Annotated in this window: 15 protein-coding genes and 4 pseudogenes; 2 read left to right on the top strand and 17 right to left on the bottom strand. The window is 39.7% G+C overall.

All coding sequences use genetic code 11. The annotated features are described in order from the left end of the window. From DXA15_RS13690 to DXA15_RS13605, 17 genes and pseudogenes are all read right to left on the bottom strand, one after another. Window positions 1-436 (bottom strand): annotated as a pseudogene (locus DXA15_RS13690) (glycosyltransferase family 2 protein); the annotation flags it as partial. An 11-nt stretch (window positions 437-447) separates the two neighbouring features. Next, window positions 448-1,506 carry an EpsG family protein gene (locus tag DXA15_RS13685; protein ID WP_128134394.1) on the bottom strand — a complete coding sequence of 353 codons (1,059 nt, stop codon included), beginning with the start codon at window positions 1,504-1,506 and terminating at the stop codon, window positions 448-450. Window position 1,507: 1 nt separating this feature from the next. Beyond that, complete coding sequence (locus DXA15_RS13680; RefSeq protein WP_128134393.1) at window positions 1,508-2,482, bottom strand: glycosyltransferase family 8 protein; 975 nt, start codon at window positions 2,480-2,482, stop codon at window positions 1,508-1,510. 711 nt (window positions 2,483-3,193) lie between these two features. Beyond that, window positions 3,194-4,372 carry a lipopolysaccharide biosynthesis protein gene (locus tag DXA15_RS13675; protein ID WP_233567269.1) on the bottom strand — a complete coding sequence of 393 codons (1,179 nt, stop codon included), beginning with the start codon at window positions 4,370-4,372 and terminating at the stop codon, window positions 3,194-3,196. A 224-nt stretch (window positions 4,373-4,596) separates the two neighbouring features. Then, on the bottom strand, window positions 4,597-4,833 hold the full coding sequence (locus tag DXA15_RS13665; protein ID WP_128134392.1) for a hypothetical protein: 237 nt from the start codon (window positions 4,831-4,833) through the stop codon (window positions 4,597-4,599). 429 nt (window positions 4,834-5,262) lie between these two features. Then, window positions 5,263-5,682, bottom strand: coding sequence for a hypothetical protein (locus DXA15_RS13660; RefSeq protein WP_128134391.1), 420 nt, complete (start codon window positions 5,680-5,682; stop codon window positions 5,263-5,265). Further along, window positions 5,672-6,829: an AAA family ATPase gene (locus DXA15_RS13655; RefSeq protein WP_128134390.1), complete on the bottom strand. Its 1,158-nt coding sequence runs from the start codon at window positions 6,827-6,829 to the stop codon at window positions 5,672-5,674. Before DXA15_RS13655 ends, DXA15_RS13660 begins: the two co-directional genes overlap by 11 nt. A gap of 248 nt (window positions 6,830-7,077) precedes the next feature. Beyond that, a complete protein-coding gene (locus DXA15_RS13650; RefSeq protein WP_128134389.1) occupies window positions 7,078-8,007 on the bottom strand; it encodes a UDP-glucuronic acid decarboxylase family protein in 930 nt (309 codons plus the stop codon). Beyond that, window positions 8,004-9,319 (bottom strand): annotated as a pseudogene (locus tag DXA15_RS13645) (UDP-glucose/GDP-mannose dehydrogenase family protein). Before DXA15_RS13645 ends, DXA15_RS13650 begins: the two are co-directional and overlap by 4 nt. Before the next feature lie 3 nt (window positions 9,320-9,322). Continuing rightward, window positions 9,323-10,431 (bottom strand): annotated as a pseudogene (locus DXA15_RS13640) (MraY family glycosyltransferase). Between the two features lie 485 nt (window positions 10,432-10,916). Continuing rightward, window positions 10,917-11,573: a hypothetical protein gene (locus tag DXA15_RS13635; protein ID WP_233567268.1), complete on the bottom strand. Its 657-nt coding sequence runs from the start codon at window positions 11,571-11,573 to the stop codon at window positions 10,917-10,919. Then, window positions 11,554-12,384, bottom strand: a complete 831-nt coding sequence (locus DXA15_RS13630; RefSeq protein WP_128134387.1) for a metallophosphoesterase — start codon at window positions 12,382-12,384, stop codon at window positions 11,554-11,556. The genes DXA15_RS13635 and DXA15_RS13630 overlap by 20 nt, the downstream gene beginning before the upstream one ends. 87 nt (window positions 12,385-12,471) lie before the next feature. Next, a complete protein-coding gene (locus DXA15_RS13625; RefSeq protein WP_128134386.1) occupies window positions 12,472-13,194 on the bottom strand; it encodes an HAD family hydrolase in 723 nt (240 codons plus the stop codon). A gap of 4 nt (window positions 13,195-13,198) precedes the next feature. Continuing rightward, window positions 13,199-14,116: a CDP-alcohol phosphatidyltransferase family protein gene (locus DXA15_RS13620; protein ID WP_128134385.1), complete on the bottom strand. Its 918-nt coding sequence runs from the start codon at window positions 14,114-14,116 to the stop codon at window positions 13,199-13,201. After that, entirely contained in the window at window positions 14,116-14,973 is an 858-nt protein-coding gene (locus DXA15_RS13615) for a hypothetical protein (protein WP_128134384.1), read from the bottom strand. The genes DXA15_RS13620 and DXA15_RS13615 overlap by 1 nt, the downstream gene beginning before the upstream one ends. 32 nt (window positions 14,974-15,005) lie before the next feature. Continuing rightward, window positions 15,006-15,705: pseudogene (locus DXA15_RS13610) on the bottom strand (NTP transferase domain-containing protein). A gap of 112 nt (window positions 15,706-15,817) precedes the next feature. Then, entirely contained in the window at window positions 15,818-17,110 is a 1,293-nt protein-coding gene (locus DXA15_RS13605) for an inositol-3-phosphate synthase (RefSeq protein ID WP_007652868.1), read from the bottom strand. Between the two features lie 433 nt (window positions 17,111-17,543). Here DXA15_RS13605 and DXA15_RS13600 point away from each other — a divergent pair, with 433 nt between their 5' ends. Together DXA15_RS13600 and DXA15_RS13595 are read left to right on the top strand one after the other, a co-directional pair. Continuing rightward, complete coding sequence (locus DXA15_RS13600) at window positions 17,544-17,789, top strand: RNA-binding protein (RefSeq protein WP_007652869.1); 246 nt, start codon at window positions 17,544-17,546, stop codon at window positions 17,787-17,789. Window positions 17,790-17,895: 106 nt separating this feature from the next. Continuing rightward, the gene (locus tag DXA15_RS13595) at window positions 17,896-19,149 is read left to right on the top strand and encodes a hypothetical protein (protein ID WP_128134383.1); all 1,254 of its coding nucleotides are present in this window, start codon (window positions 17,896-17,898) and stop codon (window positions 19,147-19,149) included. Window positions 19,150-19,165 lie beyond the last annotated feature (16 nt).

Here is a 19,165-nt window from a genome sequence, read left to right as displayed (position 1 = left end):
ATGGCTCATATAATTCTTTTATAAATGATTTGGAATAATACAAATCATCATCAATGGTTATGATAATTTTCTCCGAATATTTTTGTAATGCTGGCAATAACTTTGTATATGATCGAATATCTTCACAATAATTGATTTCTAATATACCCCAACCTTTCATACGTCTAATGGAAAATGGAATATTACTATCGTTCCATTTGTATTTGTCAATCCACAATGTTATTTTTTCTGGCGTTACGTTTTGGGTAAACATCGAATAGATAGCATATGGAGCACATCTTGATAAACGATCTCCATAACTAGTTAATGATACAATTGTATTTTCAGCTTTTATCTTAGATATTTTAGGCTTTATATTACAAGTGATACATATCCATGCTTTGGATTTGAAATAAAGGCCCATGATCAGGTCGTATAAGATTCTTAATTTATTCATAACTGGAAATTTTACGGTTGTCTAAATACCGGATGTTTTACATCCTGAATACTGAACACTGTTTGATATGGGAAGAATGGGGCTCTTTTCTGGTCTCTACCCACTGCAATCAAAAGTATAAAATAGCACATGAACACTATTACTGATATCATTCGAAAATGTACTTTATATGCACATAATACTTCTGGAATGACCAAACACAAATTTATTAAAAAGTATTCAGAGATACGACTGCCCATATGGCTTCCTATGATAAATGGAAAAACGCAGCCAATGGCAGAGATAGATAATAATCGGTAATCTATATTTTTATTTTTTCTTTTGAACCATGCCAAAATATACATTGTTAGTATAACAATTACCATAGCAAATCGGGAATAACTTCCTCCTCCTTCATTGGCTTGATCTTCTGACAGCTCTAGTAATTTATTACTTACACGCGCATAATAACCAATATCTACAAAAGTTTCCAATGCTAACTGGAAGCATAATATTATCATTATAATAATTATAGGTAAATATTGGGGGGATACGAAACGATACAAGGGATAAATAATAATCGAAACTAAAGCAGAAGAGTGGAATAGCGCAGCAAATATACAAACTATCATATACTGGAATGGTTTCTTTTGATATACATAACGGATTCCCCAAAAACTAATAGCCACAGCTAAAGATTGGCGTATGGTGTTCAACGATGGCAAATAAAATATGCAGATGTAGACCATCGAAGCGATGAAAAAATTTACGGAATATTTACGCAATGTAGAAAATATAAAGCTGTAAATTAACACGGCTATTATCATGAATGATAAAGGTGGATAGCTTGTGATCGAATCTGTCCCTATCAAGAATAACAATAGGCTAAGAGGTTCAAAATCCAGATCATAGGATAATATTCCCTGATAATAAGACATATAGTCATAACCTACATCAAACCTTAGTGCAGCAACAAGCATTATTATGCTAATCCCAAGACCTTGCATTAACGGACGATTCCAACGTCCATTCAAATTAAATTCGCCTAAACAAAAGAATACTACAAGTATAAATATAAACCAAAATAACATTTTATTTATTGTATGGTGATACCGGATATCTTAGACGGGAAGTATTTCCCATCTTACTTAAAATATAAAACATCAGTTTTTGTGTGAATTGTTTACATCGGCCTATCCACCCTCCTTTATATCCAATCCGCATGCCTTTCCATTCTGTTATGTTAAGATATTTCATCCACTCATCACGATAAGGTAAATAATCGCCCTTAAACCAAGGTTTCTCTCCGGCAAAGTGAACGACTACCGGATTCTTTACGGCTTCACGGATAGCTTCCATGTCATCATACCAAACGCGCACACTTAGATATTCTTCCTTTGCAAAAAGGAAACTCATCGTGTTGTACTTTGGGTGCAGATATTTTACTTTTCCTACAGACACGGCATTTAAGGCGTCTTGATCTGCTATAAAAATACGTTCCGGATATGTGTAGATGTAGTCTACACATTGTTTTCTCACTTCGTGTTTTCTCCAATAATCAAGGTTTATCAACAATACACCCGCATTAAAATAAGTGTGCTTTTCTTTGTAAATCCTTAACCGGTGATAATCATTGATGCGTACAAAATCATGGGTTGCACACAAAGCGGTGTTATCATCTAAATGAATATTCCACAAATGCTGTACATTCCCTGTAACAATTAAATCACAATCCAAATAAATAACTCGATCCATGTACTTTGGCAGCCATTCAGACGCAAAAAGACGGTAATATGTAGAAACATGATATTTATTGGGCATCCGGTCTTTTACGTCTACAATCGCTTGGAATTTTTCTAAATCGGGATAGATTAAATCTAATTCTTGCCTATATTGATCAACCAAACTCATCAACCGCCTCTTATTATTCGACGTTAAGTCCGCACAAATGATATGTACGCAAAAACAACTACCCTTATTATTTTCGAATATAGAAACTAAGGTGACGGCACAATAAGTCGTATAAGAGTCGGTTATTGCTAATAGAATGTGAATCTTATCATCCATTATTTATTTCTTTTTTTTATCAAATTATATACTCTGATAAGTGTATTGAAAAGCCACTTTTGATGAGACAATGCCAGTTCCACTAAAATTTTCTTTTTAATAGGTAATGGAAGCTGTTTCAGCAGAAAACCACGGTTAGCTTCGGGCCATACGTTCTAAAATTCAGGAATAAGACCAAATCTACACCAACCAAACTTAATTAATAATTTAGCAACATTCAAATCTGTTTCATAACGTAGTCCATATTTCTGATGTAGAAAATTTGTAATCCAGTCATAGGCTATACATTGCATTTCAATTCGGAATTTTTGCTTTGCATAAGTTGTCACACCTTGTCCTTGGCTTCGATAATGATACAAAGCTTCCGTAATATAGGTATAACTAGGTGTATTGTACATTCCACACACAAAGCCACATTGTATATCAACATGGATAAGGTTATTTTTTCATTCTATATAAACTTTTTATCGTCAATACTATTTGATCTATTTCACGTATTCTAAAAATAAGACAGAATAATATGTAAACCAATAAGCCTATAAAGCTCCAATCGCCAATTCTCCCAATAAGTTTCCATCAAAAAATTGTATACTTAAATAAACCATACCTCCAGTTACTAATGAGACAAAGAATAAAGGTATTATATTATATATTTGCTCCCAATAGTTCACAAATACAACCTTCTTTGAAAAATAGATAATAATTACCATATCAAAGAAATTGTACACAACAATTCCCCAACATAGCATACGTACTCCAAAGGGTAAAGTAATAAACAGTATAGCAATCGCTATCACTTTCTTGAGTATCTCTGCATAAAAAAAAATAATCTGAACGTCCTTTTACATTCAATATCTGATTATTGACAACCATGACTGGGTACCACATATAAGCAAAACACAATATGGAAAGTAATTCAGCAGCCGGAAGCCATTTCTCTGTCAGCAAAAATAAAATGAATGGCTTGGATAAAACCGCCATGATAATCATTAACGGGAATACAATAAAGCAAGACATTCGTAGATACCTAATAAATGAGATTTTAAGATGTTCGTTGTCATCTTGTATTTCGCATAGAAGTGGAAAAAATACCCTATTGATGATAGTTACGATATTAATAGAAGGAAAACCGGAAAATTGACAAGCCCTGTTATAAAAGCCTACATCCATGGAAGTATATCGCCGTCCTATCACCAAGCTATACAGGTTTATATAAATGGTATGTAATAATCCGGACAAAAGTAATTTGGAACCAAAAGAAAATAATGTATTAAACGATTCTCTTGAAAATACCCATTTAGGAACCCATCTGGCAAATATCCACAATAGTAATGTATTTAACAGACTATTCGATAAACTCTGAACTACCAATGCCCATACACCCCAACTCTTATATGCCAATAAAATTCCTATTATTCCACTAATCAATACGGCAGTCAAAGAGGCTTTAGCTTGTCTTTTAAAGTCGACATTGATTGTTAATTTAGCTCGTTGGACAACAGAAAAACCAGCTATGATAATGTTCAATCCTATCCAACGTGTTACCGGAGATAAATCAGGTTCCTTATAGAAAGACGCTATATAAGGAGCACTAAAATACAGAAGCAAATAAGAAACTATCGAAATAAAGATATTGAAATAGAAAACCGTAGAAAAATCTGTTTCCGTACGATTTTTTTTTTGTATCAAAGCATTGGAGAAACCACTATCCACAAACACTTGGGCAATAGCCAAAAAGATTCCTAGCATAGCTATCAATCCATAATCGGATGGCAATACCAAACGAGCTATGATAATAGTCAACACAAACTGTATCCCTTGCACGGAAAACCGTTCAACAGCACTCCACATCACGCCTTTTACGGCTTGCTGCTTTATTGAATTACTCATGTAATTTGATAAAAAAAGTAAGGGACTATCGTTTTACCCAATTTTCAATAGTCAACCCTTTTATATTTGCAAAATGCTTTACATTATCTGTTACCAAGATTAAGTTGCTACTACAAGCTGCGGAACCTATTAGCAAATCAAAATCTTCTATAGATATACCTAACGAAGCCTATTCTTTTCTTGAGCATAAAACTCAATAGAATTTGTAAAGGGTACAATGTTTATCAGTGTGTTCGAGAATTTCGAATATCCTCGATGATCGACTCTGCAGAACGGGAATCTTTCCACTCTCCGGCAAATTGAAAGACCCAATCATCATCAATGGATTGATCTTTGCTTAACAATGAATTAGAAAGCCGGGATATTAACTCTAATTTCATATCCGAACTCAAGTTTTTAAGAATACTCCAATAGGTATCCATATTGGGTATATTCATTGGGGGAACAACCGTTGCTTTCATAATTCACTTTATTTATCAATAAGCAAATATAGAGATTTCCTCTTTTACCACAAACATTTCTCCCTAAAATATTCAATTGTCTGTTAGCACTCAATTTAGGGCATAACCCTTTGAAAGGGCACTTTTCAGTGCACTAGATTGAGACCGGTAACACTCAATATGAACTCTCCAATTTCTCTACCATCCGAACTAAATCCTGGTAGCTTAAATTCTTTTGGGATAAATGTAGACCATTGCTGACACATAAATTGGTTGGCTGCAAAGATATACCTTTCTATTAATAGCCTTTTTTTGACTGCTTACGTTCCAATTGTTGAGATGCCACCATTTTTATTAAAAAGTACAGACTTTATTATAGCCCAATTAAATACTTACCACTCCTGTTTTATCCCAATTCCACTTTATTCGCGATAAGTATATGGTTCAATGCTATTTTCCGAAATTGAGAGACGTTTTCAAAATAGCCACTCTTCCTGATGGCACCCAATAATAAGGTGCTTTAGCTTTTATCTTCTCCAATTCAGGAGCATGAATATTCAACCAATTCTCCAGCCATTCCTTTTTATGAATCATTTCATTTATATTGCTGGTATTGGCTGGGTGAACTTCTACAAAGTAGGCATATTCTTCATAACCTACCGTATAATCCCAACGAGAAGCTTGTGGATAAAGAGAATTTGTCGTTGCATCTATATCTACACTCCCATTTATGTTCCGATTGTTTTTTGCTTTTATTACCGATGAATTAGCCCCCAACGCTTGCAGACCGACACGAAATCCCGACGCAATATCGTTTGTTGCCTTTATCGCTTCTTCAAACGACTGTTTGTTTGTCTTTTTACGCGCCATATTTGCTAACTATTTCAGAAGCCTTCCCTGAGAAAGAAGACAAACCTCCCCATTCCGAGATGTCCACATTGTCACTAAATAAATCCAAAGAGGTAATATCTGTAGAAACGACACCCCGATACCCTTTCTGCGAAAAATAGAACGCACGTACATCTTTTTCTTTCAATTGCTCGAACAAGGAGGCAACTGTAGTGTTCTCCCTTATTGAGAACAATTCGCACATTGCCTGTTTGAACTGTCCAATTTCGAGTTGCCGCAGGTTTTGTACGACCCATACGAATTCCAACAGGATAGATGAATGTGTAGAGACAATCAATTTGTAACCGGCTTTCATCAGTTCTATTATCTCTAAAATGATTGTTCCTATGGCACGTGGATGAAGTCCCATTTCCGGTTCCTCTATAATCACCCATTTATAGTCCTCCTTTTTCAACACCTGTGTAGGAGGTCCCGACAAACAATAGATAGCTAACAGTAAGGGCATGAATTCTTTTTGTCCTGCACTCCAAGTCATAAAAGGCAACCTCGCATCTCCTACCTGCAATTTCATTTTTCGTTGCCCTGAACTTTGGTCAATTACAACTTGTGCATCATGAAAAATCGTTTCATTAATCGATTTCTTCAACTCTCCTTTCAATCGTGTGCGCATAGGGAAAATTATTTCAGGATTACCTAACCCCCCTTGCACAAATACACGCAGAGTCTCGCTGAATATCCGCAGTACATAAGGCGTAGAAATGTCGAATTCCATAAAGTTCTTGGCTCTACCATCTGAAATGCTTAATATACGCTGCGCAGGCACATAAAAGACAGACTCACTAGCAGAGGAATTCTTAGACACTAATAATTTTTTTAAGTCAAAGGTTTCGTTTTTATATTCGATGGATGTCTTTTCTGTTACCAGCGAAGACATTCCTTCCCCAAAGTAATTTTCCAAGAAAGGTTTGCTGTCGCTTTTGCTTAAGATATAGTTATACTTACGCAACGTAGACAGAATGTGCGCATGGTCGTTTACCAACTTAAATAATTCCAAAAACAAACTTTTCCCACTGGCTTGCGGTCCAACCAGTAGTGTCAAATCTCCCAAGGAGACCTGAATGTCTTGAATGGGTCCAAAACTCTTTACATTCAATGTTTCCACATCCATCTTCGCTATTACTTTAAATCTTATGATAAGCAAAGGTACAAATAAAATAAAGAAACTTAGTCTTTTTGGGAGGCGTATTTTTATGCCTTGCTCTGGGAGTCATGTGAACAGTTTAATGCTCCAAGCGTAAGTACTCGATTTAGGGCATCCCCCTTTGAAAGGGCACCATAAAATCATAATACTTCGGCATGGCGATCCTCCTTCATATACTTTTGATTACGAGTCCAATATCCGATTACGAAGTTGTGTCAAAATTCCCTAAAATATTCAATTGTCTTCCTCAACCCTTCGTCAAGCCTTATCTTGGGTTCCCAGTCCAGTTTTTCTTTCGCCAACGTAATATCCGGTTTACGCTGTTTCGGATCGTCACCCGGTAACGGGCAATAAACAATCTTTGACTTCGAATGAGTCAATTCGATCACCTTCTCTGCCAGTTCCAGCATGGTGAACTCGCCCGGGTTTCCTGTATTGACAGGGCCGATGAAGTCGTCACCAGTGGCCATCATGCGGATCATGGCTTCAATCAAATCGTCTACATATTGGAAACTCCGGGTTTGGGTTCCATCTCCATAGATGGTGATATCTTCCCCTTTTAACGCTTGTACGATGAAGTTGGAAACGACACGTCCGTCGTTCGCATTCATTCTCGGTCCATAAGTATTGAAAATGCGGATGATTTTAATCCGTACACCGTTCTGACGATGATAATCCATAAACAAAGTCTCGGCTGCGCGTTTGCCTTCATCATAACAGCTACGGATACCGATCGGGTTCACATTTCCCCAATAAGACTCGACCTGCGGATGAATAGCCGGATCTCCATACACTTCGCTGGTCGATGCCTGGAGAATCTTTGCCTTGGTCCGTTTTGCCAATCCCAACATGTTCATGGCTCCGTAAATGGAGGTTTTCATTGTCTTGATGGCATTATATTGATAATGGGGCGGTGATGCAGGACAAGCCAGGTTATAGATCTCATCGACCTCGGCATAATAAGGAGAAGTTACATCGTGACGAACCAACTCAAAGTTGTCATACTGCAACAGGTGACGAATATTTTCCTTACTGCCGGTGAAATAATTATCCAGGCAAATCACGTCATTACCTTCTTTCACCAAGCGTTCGCATAGATGGGAGCCGAGAAAACCGGCTCCACCCGTTACTAATATCCGTTTCATTTTTGTCCGATCCTCGAATAAGTGAAACCTAACTCTTTCAATTCCTCGCCATCGTAGATGTTTCGTCCATCCACCACCACATGATTCTTCATGGCTTTACGGATGATCGCCCAACTGGGCATACGGAATTGTTTCCATTCCGTCATCAAAGCAATAGCATCTGCATCAATCACTGCTTCATACATATCTTTACAATAGGTAACTACATTGCCTATCCTGCGCTTTGTTTCATCCATGGCTATAGGATCGAATACATTAATCACAGCACCTGCTTTCAGGAGCTTGTCAATCACAACCAATGCAGGAGCTTCGCGCATATCGTCTGTTTCAGGTTTAAAAGACAATCCCCACATAGCAATAGTCTTTCCTCTCAGATCTCCATTAAAAGCTCTATTCAATTTATCAAATACAATATTCTTTTGCTCTTCATTTACCTCTTCCACAGCTTCTATAACACGCATGTGATATCCGTTTTCTATTCCTGTATGCACCAAGGCTTTCACATCCTTGGGAAAACAGGAACCGCCATATCCACAACCGGCATACAGGAACCGGCTGCCGATACGGGAATCCGTTCCCATGCCTTTACGCACATAATCTACATTCGCTCCAACACGTTCGCAAAGATTGGCTATATCATTCATGAAACTGATACGGGTTGCCAGCATGGCATTGGCAGCATATTTGGTCATTTCAGCTGAAGGGACATCCATGATCAGGATGGGATAGCCATTTAGTGTGAAAGGACGATATAATCTCTCCATCATTTTCCTTGCCCGTTCGCTTTCAACACCTACTACCACACGATCCGGTGTCATGAAATCTTTTATAGCCGCTCCCTCCTTCAGGAATTCAGGATTAGAAGCAACATCAAATTCTATATCAACCCCACGTTTATCCAACTCTTCCTGCACCGCTGCACGAACTTTTTTTGCCGTACCAACAGGTACCGTGCTCTTCGTGACTAATACAACATGTTTGTTATATGACGTCCAACTGTGCGGGCAACTTCCAACACATACTTCAAGTCTGCACTTCCATCTTCGTCCGGAGGTGTTCCTACCGCACTAAAGACTACTTCTACCTTATCCAAACAGGATGTCAAATCTGTTGTAAAATGAAGGCGGCCGGCTTTTACATTACGTGCAACCAAATCATCCAAGCCCGGTTCATAGATAGGCATCTCGCCATTGAGTAACTTCGCTATTTTGTTTTCATCGATGTCTACACATGTGACATCAATTCCCATCTCTGAAAAACAAGCTCCAGAGACTAGTCCTACATATCCAGTCCCTACAATTGCTATATTCATATATTATTTATTTAACTCTATAAATCTTTTATCTCTGATCTTATCAAACCACACATTCAACCCAACCCAAACAACGATATCCATTATGAACAAAACATTGTTATTTACATAGGATATTAATGTCATATTGATGACACTGAAAGACAATGCCATCGTCAATATGCTGATCATTGCTTTGCGAGAACTAAACCCCATATCCAAAAATTTATGATGTATATGGTTCCTGTCTGCATTGAATAACCCTTTGTGATTTCGGGCACGTACCAATATGACCCGGAATACATCGAATATGGGGACAATTAATGTTGAAAAGGCAACGACGATGGCTCCTTCGGTATAAGGAGCTCTTTCGGAATTGTTGTTGGTATAAGCGATAGCTAAAAAGGCAAGTATGTAGCCTAATGTCAGGCTACCGGTATCGCCCATGAATATTTTTTTGCAACGGTCGGCCTGACCGAATACATTATAATAGAAAAAGGGAAGCAATACCCCCAATGTGGAAAAAGCAAACATGGCATAGACCCATTGCTCGTAATAGATGTACAGGCTACCGAGTGCGAGCAACGATATGCTACTTAGCCCTGATGCCAGACCGTCAATACCGTCTATCAGATTAATGGCATTGACAATGAATACGGTTAGGAAGATAGTGAAGGGGATGCCTAGCCAGGGTGTAAGTTCGTGGATACCGAAAAGGCCGTACAGGTTGTTGATCCACAGGCCTGACAGAGGAATGAAGCAGGCGACTATGGTCTGTATGATGAATTTGCTTCGATAGCGTAGTCCTACCAAATCGTCTTTTATGCCTGATAAATACAATAACATCAGACCACAGACCATGAAGTAAAATCGGGAATTATGAAATTAAGCTTGTCAATGGCTATTTCAAGCCCAACAATATACCTTAATCCGGTGACAAAGGCTAACGAAAACAGGATGGTGGGAACAAATGAAACACCACCCAATCGAGGAATTATTCCACTATGGACTTTTCGTTCATCAGGTATATCGAACAGTTTTTTTCGGTGTGCAATTACCAGAATACGCGGAATAATAAGCCTTGAAAGGATTATTGATATGAATAACGATAAAGTAATAAGTAGGTAAGCCATTACATTAATACTAGTTATTGGACATAACAAAGTTCGTCAGTCACATGTGTGTGCTAACGAAAAATGACTAAAAAAAACGATCGTTTTAACTAGTCATTACTCTGTTTGTTTTAACAATTGAAGCATTTTCTATATAAGTTTTGAAAATTAAAATCTATATATTTTTTCTTTGTTGTAGATATGAATAAAATGCCTACCTTTGCGGTGACTAAAATAAACGATCGTTTTTTTTAGTCACGATTTTTGCTTGTATATCTATGATTTATAGTTTGTTATTGTATGTTATGAAAGGCGGTTGAAACTTTTGTTTTGGCGTTTGGGAAAGACTGTTTTTATGTGTTAAATAATACAATAATAGGTGTGTGGTTAGTGGTTAAAAATAATATATGCAGTCTGTAGCATAACAAATATTTGTATTTATTATAATGTAGTGATGAGTAATCTCTTATGGAAGTGTAATATTTCTTATCACAATATTTGAAACTTCAGCCAAATGACAGGCTGAGATAGTCTTTAGGCTTCAGATATTTGTTCCCGAATTTGTTTAGGATATACAGATCGCATGAACTGAGTTCGTAAAACAGCGTGACTGATTTATGCCATCTTCCCGGATTATTGAATTTAAAGGTGACACGTTCGCCAAGAAAAATGTGGGTCCGTACTCTTGTTGAAAAGAAGTAATAGCCTTTAGGATATTTGTCAGGGCTTTGTACCCAAAAATCTCTGTCAAGCAGGGTGTTAATGTATAACCCTGTCGTTAACGGTTCAAAATCAATGTTTTTATGCAAAGGAACTCTCCAGGGGATATAATTCTGCTTTGCCGTAAATGTTGCCATAGTGTGACGTTTTTTTGAACTTTCTGCATTCAGGTTACGGGTGGTTTTTGGAACAAACCCGAAGAGAAGGTCTGTTTCCCAGTGATGGCGGTAGTAGTCCCATCCGATCCCGAAAGAGAACATACCCATGGAGCCGGCAAATTGTATTTTACTGTACCGGGGGATAAGATTTTCCCATAGTGAAGTGTATCTTTCTATATGTCTGTCATACAAAGTCGGGGCAGGGATACTGTCCTGAGCATTTGTATAAAACGGAAAAAGCAAGGTTAGGAGCAGCAGTAGTAATTTAAAATTTAACGATTTCATATGAGTAGTCATCAGGTGTTACGGTAAAGAGTAAATAAGTACGTTTGCCAATATTGTCGCAGCAATAATAAATGATTCCGTCATCGAACAGATCGCGGGCGGCAAAGTTATGATCGTGGGCATGCAGGCAGAAAAGAGGATTGGGAAATTCCCGTATCTTTTCCTGGAAGATATCTGCCACATTGTTATTGAATTGCTCGCTTCCGGGCGGCACATGCATAACAAAGATCGTGCATTTATCATCTTCTGTTGTACCGTTCAGTTCACTCTTTATAAAGGAGAAATCGGGTACAGGAATGGAGTAATCGTATTCAAGCGCATTCGTATTCAGGCAGATGAAACGGATTGCACCACCTCCGCCATAATACTGTGAGGGGCCGACGCTGAACGAGAAGTTTTTAGGACCGTACATATCCTCGTATACCAATTCCCCGTTGCCGATAATATCATGATTGCCGATCAGGGCAACATAGGGTATTTTTAGCTTGGATAAAATTGAATGTTGCCAGATATATTCTTTTTTGATACCAAAATCGGTCAGGTCACCTCCGTGAATGACAAAATCGATAGAGTCCCGTTGGTTGACATGTTTCACGAAGTCATTCGTTTCATCCAGCCAGCGCTGGGTGTCGCCTGTAAAGATAAAACGGATGGTGTCTTTATCTTGGCAGGCGTTCCGGATTTTAAAAATATTCGTTTCATTGATATCTTTATCCTCTTTGTTCGTGATTCTTCCGTCATACGGATGGTAATCTATCAGATCACACGATGTGAGTAGTGCGAATAGTAATAACGCATATTTCTTTATCATAATAAAGCCCTATCTTTTTTGTTTGCAAAGATAGGGCAACATTTATTTTAGGAAAGGTTTCTATTGAATTATTGATGGTCAGAAAGTCTATAGGCTGAATGCCTGTTCCAGTTCTGTGAAATCGGTAATAACCAGGTCGGCTGATTCATCTCCCCGGTAATCGCTCCAGCCGATACTTTTCAGCCAGATTGTTTTGCAGCCGATAGACGTAGCGGGGATAATGTCTTTATCGTGAGAATCTCCGATTACGACGATCGTTTCTGCCGGCAATGATAATTCTTTTACACCTAACCCGAATATAGCCGGATCGGGTTTGCGGATACCGACAACTGCTGATTCGACAATCGATTTAAAATAAGTATCCAGATGAAAATCTTTTAGTACGGATTCGATGTTCCCGTAGAAATTGGAGACCAGTACCAGCGGGTATTTTTGAGACAATGCCTCCAGTATGGGACGAGCTGCGTCGATCGACTTCCGTGCATAAGCATAGCACCAGTCGGCCAGCCGCTGTTTTAATCCGGGAGTGGCATACGCTTCGGGGATAAAATCGCCGGCTTTGAGCCATTCGATCTGTATGTCTGTTTTTAGGCGCAGCATATCGAGGAAAGTGTGATGGGGCTTTACGATCGGATTTTTACCTAACGTCCGTTCGCCGTGCACATAGGCATTCCGGAAGATCTCTTTGCTTACCGGTACTTCTTCGGCCTGGTAAGCCATCCAGATCACTTCGGCCCAGTGCATGCCATTGCTGTCGATGGTACCGCCATAATCGAATATGATTCCTTTTATCTTGTCTGATTCGAACATATATTTATGATTTTGATTCGAGTTCTTTAGTGAATTGGGCACAGAAACGTTCGTGTGTTGCGATCATATATGCCAGCATGATATTCAATACCGTCATTTCAAATACGAAATACAGCCAGGGCATATCGATGAAAAGACTGACGAATAAAGCAATGACACGGGTGTTGAATGACAGCATATTCGTGTATTTCATCATCGGAAGGCTCTTTTCACGGAAGGCTTTCCGGAACCATTCCGGAGCTTCGTCGTGATACTTGGTCCGGATGATGTTCATCATTTTCTGAAACTTCGGCGACAATGCTTCCTGCCCGACGGTATAGTTGATATAAAATGTTTCAAAAAGTTTGTAGATAAAATCTTTTTTCCAACTCATCGTCTTATATTTCTCTTTCAGGGCGGGAGAGTGGGAGAGTTCGCTTCCGGCTTTTCCTTTCAGGAATAACAGGTGGATATTCCGGTAATAATCAGCCATGGCGGCTTGTTTGCTATGGAAAAATCCGGTGATAGCAGCAAATATCCAGATCCAGATACCCCATTCCGGTGTCAACCGAAGGCAGATGGCGGCATAGATAGCAATAAACCAGCAGTCACCGGCTGTTCCGTCCAGAATACGGCCCAATGGTGTTTTCTTACCGGTCATGCGAGCCAGCTGTCCGTCGGCACTGTCGTATGAGTTTGCCCAGATAAGCAATAACATACCGATGATATTTATTGTCAGGCTCTGGTAATAGAAACAAATGCCGGCTGCAATACCTATAAATATACTGGCTACGGTAATTGCATTGGGGGATACTCCCAGCTTATTGAAGAATAACGCCCAACGATAACCGATCGGGCGATAGAAGTGGATATCGATGAACTCTTCGGTATCCAGGGATTTGAGTGTAGACTCTATATCGGGTTTCTTTTTAGTTTCTTCCATTACTTGCTGATTAAATTATAGATGCGGCGGGCAATCAGGGGAGCAGCTTCGTCCCGGCAGGGAGCAAAACTGGGCCAGTCATTGAAGTCGATCAGCCGGATCGATCCGTCATCTGAAATAATACAGTCACCACCGTAAATATGAATGTTCAGTACTTCTGCCGCCTGGCTGCAAAGTTGCTGCAACTTTGAATCGTCAAACGGAATGCCTTTGGCCGTTCCGTTTATCTGTTCCAGCCCGAATTTACTGTGATGTTGGTTGGAGGGGTAGAACCAATAAAAGAAATCAGTTCCGGTCACGCCATAGAACTTAACTAGGTCGCCTACCAGGTGTTCGTTGACTACGGCAGTCTTGATTCCGCGGATAGCGTATTCTTTCAGGATTGTATTGGCTTCTTCCGGATTCCTGACGTAGGTGACATCTTCCCGGTGGATGGCGTGAAAGTCGCCTCGTTTGATCCAGCAGTTATAAAATCCGGCATTTTCCAGTGCGGCTGTCGGGTCTTCATCGGTGGGAAGGATCAAGCTGGCCGGATGGGAGATGTTGTTCGACATTAACAGGCGGGTCATTTTCTCGCGCGTACAGTTTTCTATTCCATAGCCGGAGTTGATAACGGTATAACCCTGATCTTCCATCTGCTGTAGTTTATGGATAGAAGTCCAGTTTCTGACCATATTGAAGATGGCTGTCTCTTCAAAGTTATGGATTATCAGATCTGATTCTATGTATTCGTTTACTTCACATCCCAGATCGCGCAGATGTTGAACGGTCAGAGAGAAGATGGCGGCATCGTTACCGATATGGTTGGGGGAAAATTGATTTTCCCGGCGGATGCCTGCTATTGTTAGTTTACTCATTACTTTTTTATTTAGTTGTCACTTGTCAACTATCAACTGTTTAAAAAATCTTCGGCCTTTTTGATATCTTCGGCATGATCGACGTCTACGATTTTGCTGAATGGATAAGCCTCAGTTTTAATCCTTCAGCAATAGCTGCCGTTGGTAGTTGCGCATACGTGACATGCCTTGTCCGATTGCATTATTCAGAACTTTCAGTCCGGAGCGCCGCAGGCAGTAAATACCGCCGGAGATATAAGAACATGCCGGTTCTCCTTGTTTATCCAGAAAGCCCCGGATTACTAAATCGTTGTCTGTATCTACGTATAAAGGTTTTTCGTCATCTATAAAATCAGTTACTGCCATTAACCCGTCCAATTGACTTTCTTTCAGGAACGCCTGGATGTATCCGCCGAATTCTTCTTCTTTGAAAATCGTGTCGACGGTTGTCAGGCAGATATGATCGCTGTCCAGATGGTGGCTGAGCTCATAAAAGCTATGCATGGAACTGGGCGTGGATTTAACCAGCAGATAAAAAGGAACAGGCAGTTCCAGATTCCGCAAGTGTTCCTGCACTTCCGTCATTTCTTCATTTACAATAATACTGATAGATGACGCATCGTTTTTCAGAAAAACATTGATTAAACGATCAATTAACGCCGTACCGTTTAGTTGTACCAGTGGTTTGGGCCATTTTACTCCTTCTTGCACCAAGCGGGAACCCTCGCCAGCTGCAATGATTGCATAATCCATATTTGTCAGAAACTAATTGAATTAAGATGATTGATATATGAAAAAGAAATTCTTCTATCCGAGGAAAAAATCGTTTTTGGACGGATAGAAGAAGTCTTTTTATATGTGTGTATTAATCCAGATAGCTAGGTGCTTTTTCTCCGATCATATCACGCAAAGTCTGTTTAACCATTCTCCATTGCTGGAACAGGTCGTGAACAGGCTGGTGTTCGAAATCGTGCATCGGGCTCTTGCAGAAGAATGACAACCAAGTCTGGATACCGGACATACCGGCACGCATAGCCAAGTCGCTGAACAATACCAGGTCGAGAGCGATAGGAGCGGCGAGGATAGAGTCACGGCAAAGGAAGTTTACCTTGATTTCCATCGGATAGCCCATCCATCCGAAGATGTCGATGTTGTCCCATGCTTCCTTATTATCCTTGCGGGGAGGATAATAGTTGATACGTACCTTATGATATACGTCACCATAAAGGTCCGGATATTTTTCAGGTTCGAAGATATTGTCGATCACTGACAGTTTGCTAACTTCTTTTGTCTTGAAGTTTGCAGGATCATCCAATACTTCGCCGTCGCGGTTTCCTAAGATGTTGGTGGAGAACCAGCCGCTTACACCCAGCATACGTGTTTTGAACATCGGAGCCAGTACAGTCTTCATTAATGTCTGTCCGCTCTTGAAGTCCTTTCCGGAGATAGGTACATTCATCTGTTTGGAGAATTCCCACATAGCCGGCGTGTCTACACACAGGTTAGGAGCACCCATAATGAACGGAGCGCCTTCTGCGATAGCAGCGTAAGCATAACACATACTCGGGGAAACAGCTTCCGTATTGTTTTCCTTCATCGCTTTTTCCAATGCGGCAAGCGACATGTGTTCATCTGACAGAGGAATGTAGATTTCAGTACTTGCAGCCCATAAAACGGCGATACGTTCGCAGTTGTTGGCAGCCTTGAAATCGCGGATGTCCTGGCGCAGTTGTTCTACCATTTCCCAACGGGTGGCAGCCTGTTTGATGTGCGTTCCGTTTAAGCGTTTAGCCCAGTTGTGATCGAATGCAGCCGGCATCGGTTTGATGGCCTGCAATTCTTCTTTCACATTGTTCAGGTCTTTTTCCTTTAATACTTCAGCATACATGGCAGCTTCGTATGCATTATCGGGGAATATATCCCAACCGCCGAATACAATATCGTTCAGATCAGCCAAAGGCACAATGTCTTTGATTGCTTTCTCTTCTCCGCTTTCCAACCGCATAGTCGCCATCTGGGCGATTGAGCCGATTGGTTTCGCTACTCCTTTACGAGCAGCCAGAGTACCTGTAATCATGGTGGTTGATACTGCTCCACCTACACCCACAACGAGAATGCCAAGTTTCCCTTTAGCTTCTTTTACTTCGATTTTTTCCATGTCAATTTAAGTTCAAAAATAATTGTGCAAATTTAGGCCTTCTTAATTGAATTAAAAAGGATAAATATGCGATATAATTGGTCAAAAATACTATATTTTCCAATAACTTGCCAGTCTTTCTGTACAAAAGTACTATTCTCTTCGTACTAAAGGCTTGTTTTTTTGAGTTGTGCGTGAGATAAAAAATATCTATCTCTTGAACTATTTTGTTACAAAACTATAAAAATAGATTGGTTTCACAAATAATTTTGACGAATATAGTTGTTTATCGAATAAAAATACTTTCCTTTGTGGCATGTGAACAACATAGTTTTCAGAAATTGCTCTTTTATCTCCGATGTAATATTCAACAAGTGAATTTATTTTGTAGTAATGGACCTTTCCAAGATTATTTGTTACAGTTTTTTTATTAATTATTTTATATCATTTTTGTATGAATATTTACATTGGTAACCTGAACTATCGGGTTAGAGAATCTGACTTACAGCAGGTTTTAGAAGAGTATGGAGTTGTAGAATCAGTAAAGTTGATCATTGATCGCGACACTAACAGATCAAAAGGTTTTGCATTCGCAGAATTTACAAATGAAAGCGAAGCAAGAAATGCAATCAATGAATTGAACGGTGCTGAATACGAAGGCCGTCAGATGGTTGTTAAAGAAGCTACTCCAAGACGTTGAGTTAGTTTTAACAAATAGTATAAGAGAAGGGGTACGGAAGTTAAACATCCGTATCCCTTTTTTTATTGCTAATAATTTCTTACGTTTGCTGCAAATTTTGAAATAAATGAAAACTCTTCCCTTGAAATCTGCCCGTCTGCTTCTGCCGGGTCTCTGCTTTCTGATTGCAAATCTATTTGTTGTATGTCCGGTCCGGGCACAAATTTCCGACCGGGTGTTTAAGTCGGACCATCGGATCGATCCGGAAAAGAAAGGGCAATTATCTGTCGAGCTGGATAATATAAGTTTCTTTAAAGATAATGAATATACCGGTTCGATTATGAAAGGATATTCTTTGCCGGGATTCTGGATACAACCGAAGGCTGTTTTTTATCCGCTGGGTAATATAAAACTTGAGTTGGGGGTGCATATGCTCCGTTATTGGGGGGCAAAGAAATATCCGAGCCTGGCTTATCAGGATATTGCCGAATGGAAAGGCGACCAGTATCAGCATGGTTTCCATGTCCTTCCTTTTTTTCGGGCGCAGATGGCTTTGTCCGATCATGTGAATATTGTTCTTGGCGATATTTATGGTGGTGCTAATCATAACCTGATCGAACCTTTATATAATCCGGAGTTGAACCTGACGGCTGATCCGGAAGCCGGACTTCAGTTGTTGTATGACTCCCGCAGGTTTGATCTGGATGTTTGGGTGAACTGGGAAAGTTTTATTTTCCGGGAAGATACGCATCAGGAGGCTTTTACTGTCGGGTTGTCGGGGCGTTATAAACTGAATGATCCGGATGCGCGTTTTCATTTTTATGCACCGGTGCAGGGATTGGCCCAACATCGGGGAGGGGAGATCGATACGATATTTACTAACTCTGTACAGACTTTGATGAATGGCGCTGTGGGAGTCGGTACGGTTTGGAACACAGGTAATCCGATATTCCGGAATGTAAATCTTGAATTTGATGTCGCTGGTTATTATCAGCAGGCCGGTAAGTTATGGCCATATGGCAGCGGCTCCGGTTTTTATGTTCGGGCATCTGCGGATATTTACGATTTTAGGGTGAAAACATCTTATTGGAACAGTAATAAATTCATCTCCATGTTCGGCAGTCCGTTTTATGGGGCGGTATCGACATCGGATGAAGATGTTTCTTTTGACGGGCAAAATATGGTTTATCTGGGGTTGGAATACTCAAAGAGTTTTGGGAAAGGTTTTTCCTTGGGGGTAGATGTGGATGTATATCAGCATCTGTCTGTCGATAAGTTTGGACCGGGTGCTGGTGAAGTCGGTAAATCCGGCAGCGCTACCAGTTTTTCGGCAGGGATTTATTTTCGGATCAATCCATCGTTCCTGATCAAGAAGTTTTAAAAGGAGAAAATACTGA

This window comes from Parabacteroides sp. AM58-2XD (assembly GCF_003463685.1).
Taxonomy (GTDB): domain Bacteria; phylum Bacteroidota; class Bacteroidia; order Bacteroidales; family Tannerellaceae; genus Parabacteroides; species Parabacteroides segnis.
This window is presented reverse-complemented; position numbering and strand designations above follow the sequence as displayed.

Excerpts from the sequence above, each read along its gene's own strand:
- DXA15_RS13675 (WP_233567269.1), bottom strand. The coding sequence starts at position 4,372 with ATGAGTAATTCAATAAAGCAGCAAGCCGTAAAAGGCGTGATGTGGAGT.
- DXA15_RS13630 (WP_128134387.1), bottom strand. The coding sequence starts at position 12,384 with ATGATAAAGAAATATGCGTTATTACTATTCGCACTACTCACATCGTGT.
- DXA15_RS13655 (WP_128134390.1), bottom strand. The coding sequence starts at position 6,829 with ATGGATGTGGAAACATTGAATGTAAAGAGTTTTGGACCCATTCAAGAC.
- DXA15_RS13615 (WP_128134384.1), bottom strand. The coding sequence starts at position 14,973 with ATGAGTAAACTAACAATAGCAGGCATCCGCCGGGAAAATCAATTTTCC.
- DXA15_RS13595 (WP_128134383.1), top strand. The coding sequence starts at position 17,896 with ATGAAAACTCTTCCCTTGAAATCTGCCCGTCTGCTTCTGCCGGGTCTC.
- DXA15_RS13650 (WP_128134389.1), bottom strand. The coding sequence starts at position 8,007 with ATGAAACGGATATTAGTAACGGGTGGAGCCGGTTTTCTCGGCTCCCAT.
- DXA15_RS13625 (WP_128134386.1), bottom strand. The coding sequence starts at position 13,194 with ATGTTCGAATCAGACAAGATAAAAGGAATCATATTCGATTATGGCGGT.
- DXA15_RS13605 (WP_007652868.1), bottom strand. The coding sequence starts at position 17,110 with ATGGAAAAAATCGAAGTAAAAGAAGCTAAAGGGAAACTTGGCATTCTC.
- DXA15_RS13685 (WP_128134394.1), bottom strand. The coding sequence starts at position 1,506 with ATGTTATTTTGGTTTATATTTATACTTGTAGTATTCTTTTGTTTAGGC.
- DXA15_RS13660 (WP_128134391.1), bottom strand. The coding sequence starts at position 5,682 with ATGGCGCGTAAAAAGACAAACAAACAGTCGTTTGAAGAAGCGATAAAG.
- DXA15_RS13665 (WP_128134392.1), bottom strand. The coding sequence starts at position 4,833 with ATGAAAGCAACGGTTGTTCCCCCAATGAATATACCCAATATGGATACC.
- DXA15_RS13680 (WP_128134393.1), bottom strand. The coding sequence starts at position 2,482 with ATGGATGATAAGATTCACATTCTATTAGCAATAACCGACTCTTATACG.
- DXA15_RS13600 (WP_007652869.1), top strand. The coding sequence starts at position 17,544 with ATGAATATTTACATTGGTAACCTGAACTATCGGGTTAGAGAATCTGAC.
- DXA15_RS13635 (WP_233567268.1), bottom strand. The coding sequence starts at position 11,573 with ATGAAATCGTTAAATTTTAAATTACTACTGCTGCTCCTAACCTTGCTT.
- DXA15_RS13620 (WP_128134385.1), bottom strand. The coding sequence starts at position 14,116 with ATGGAAGAAACTAAAAAGAAACCCGATATAGAGTCTACACTCAAATCC.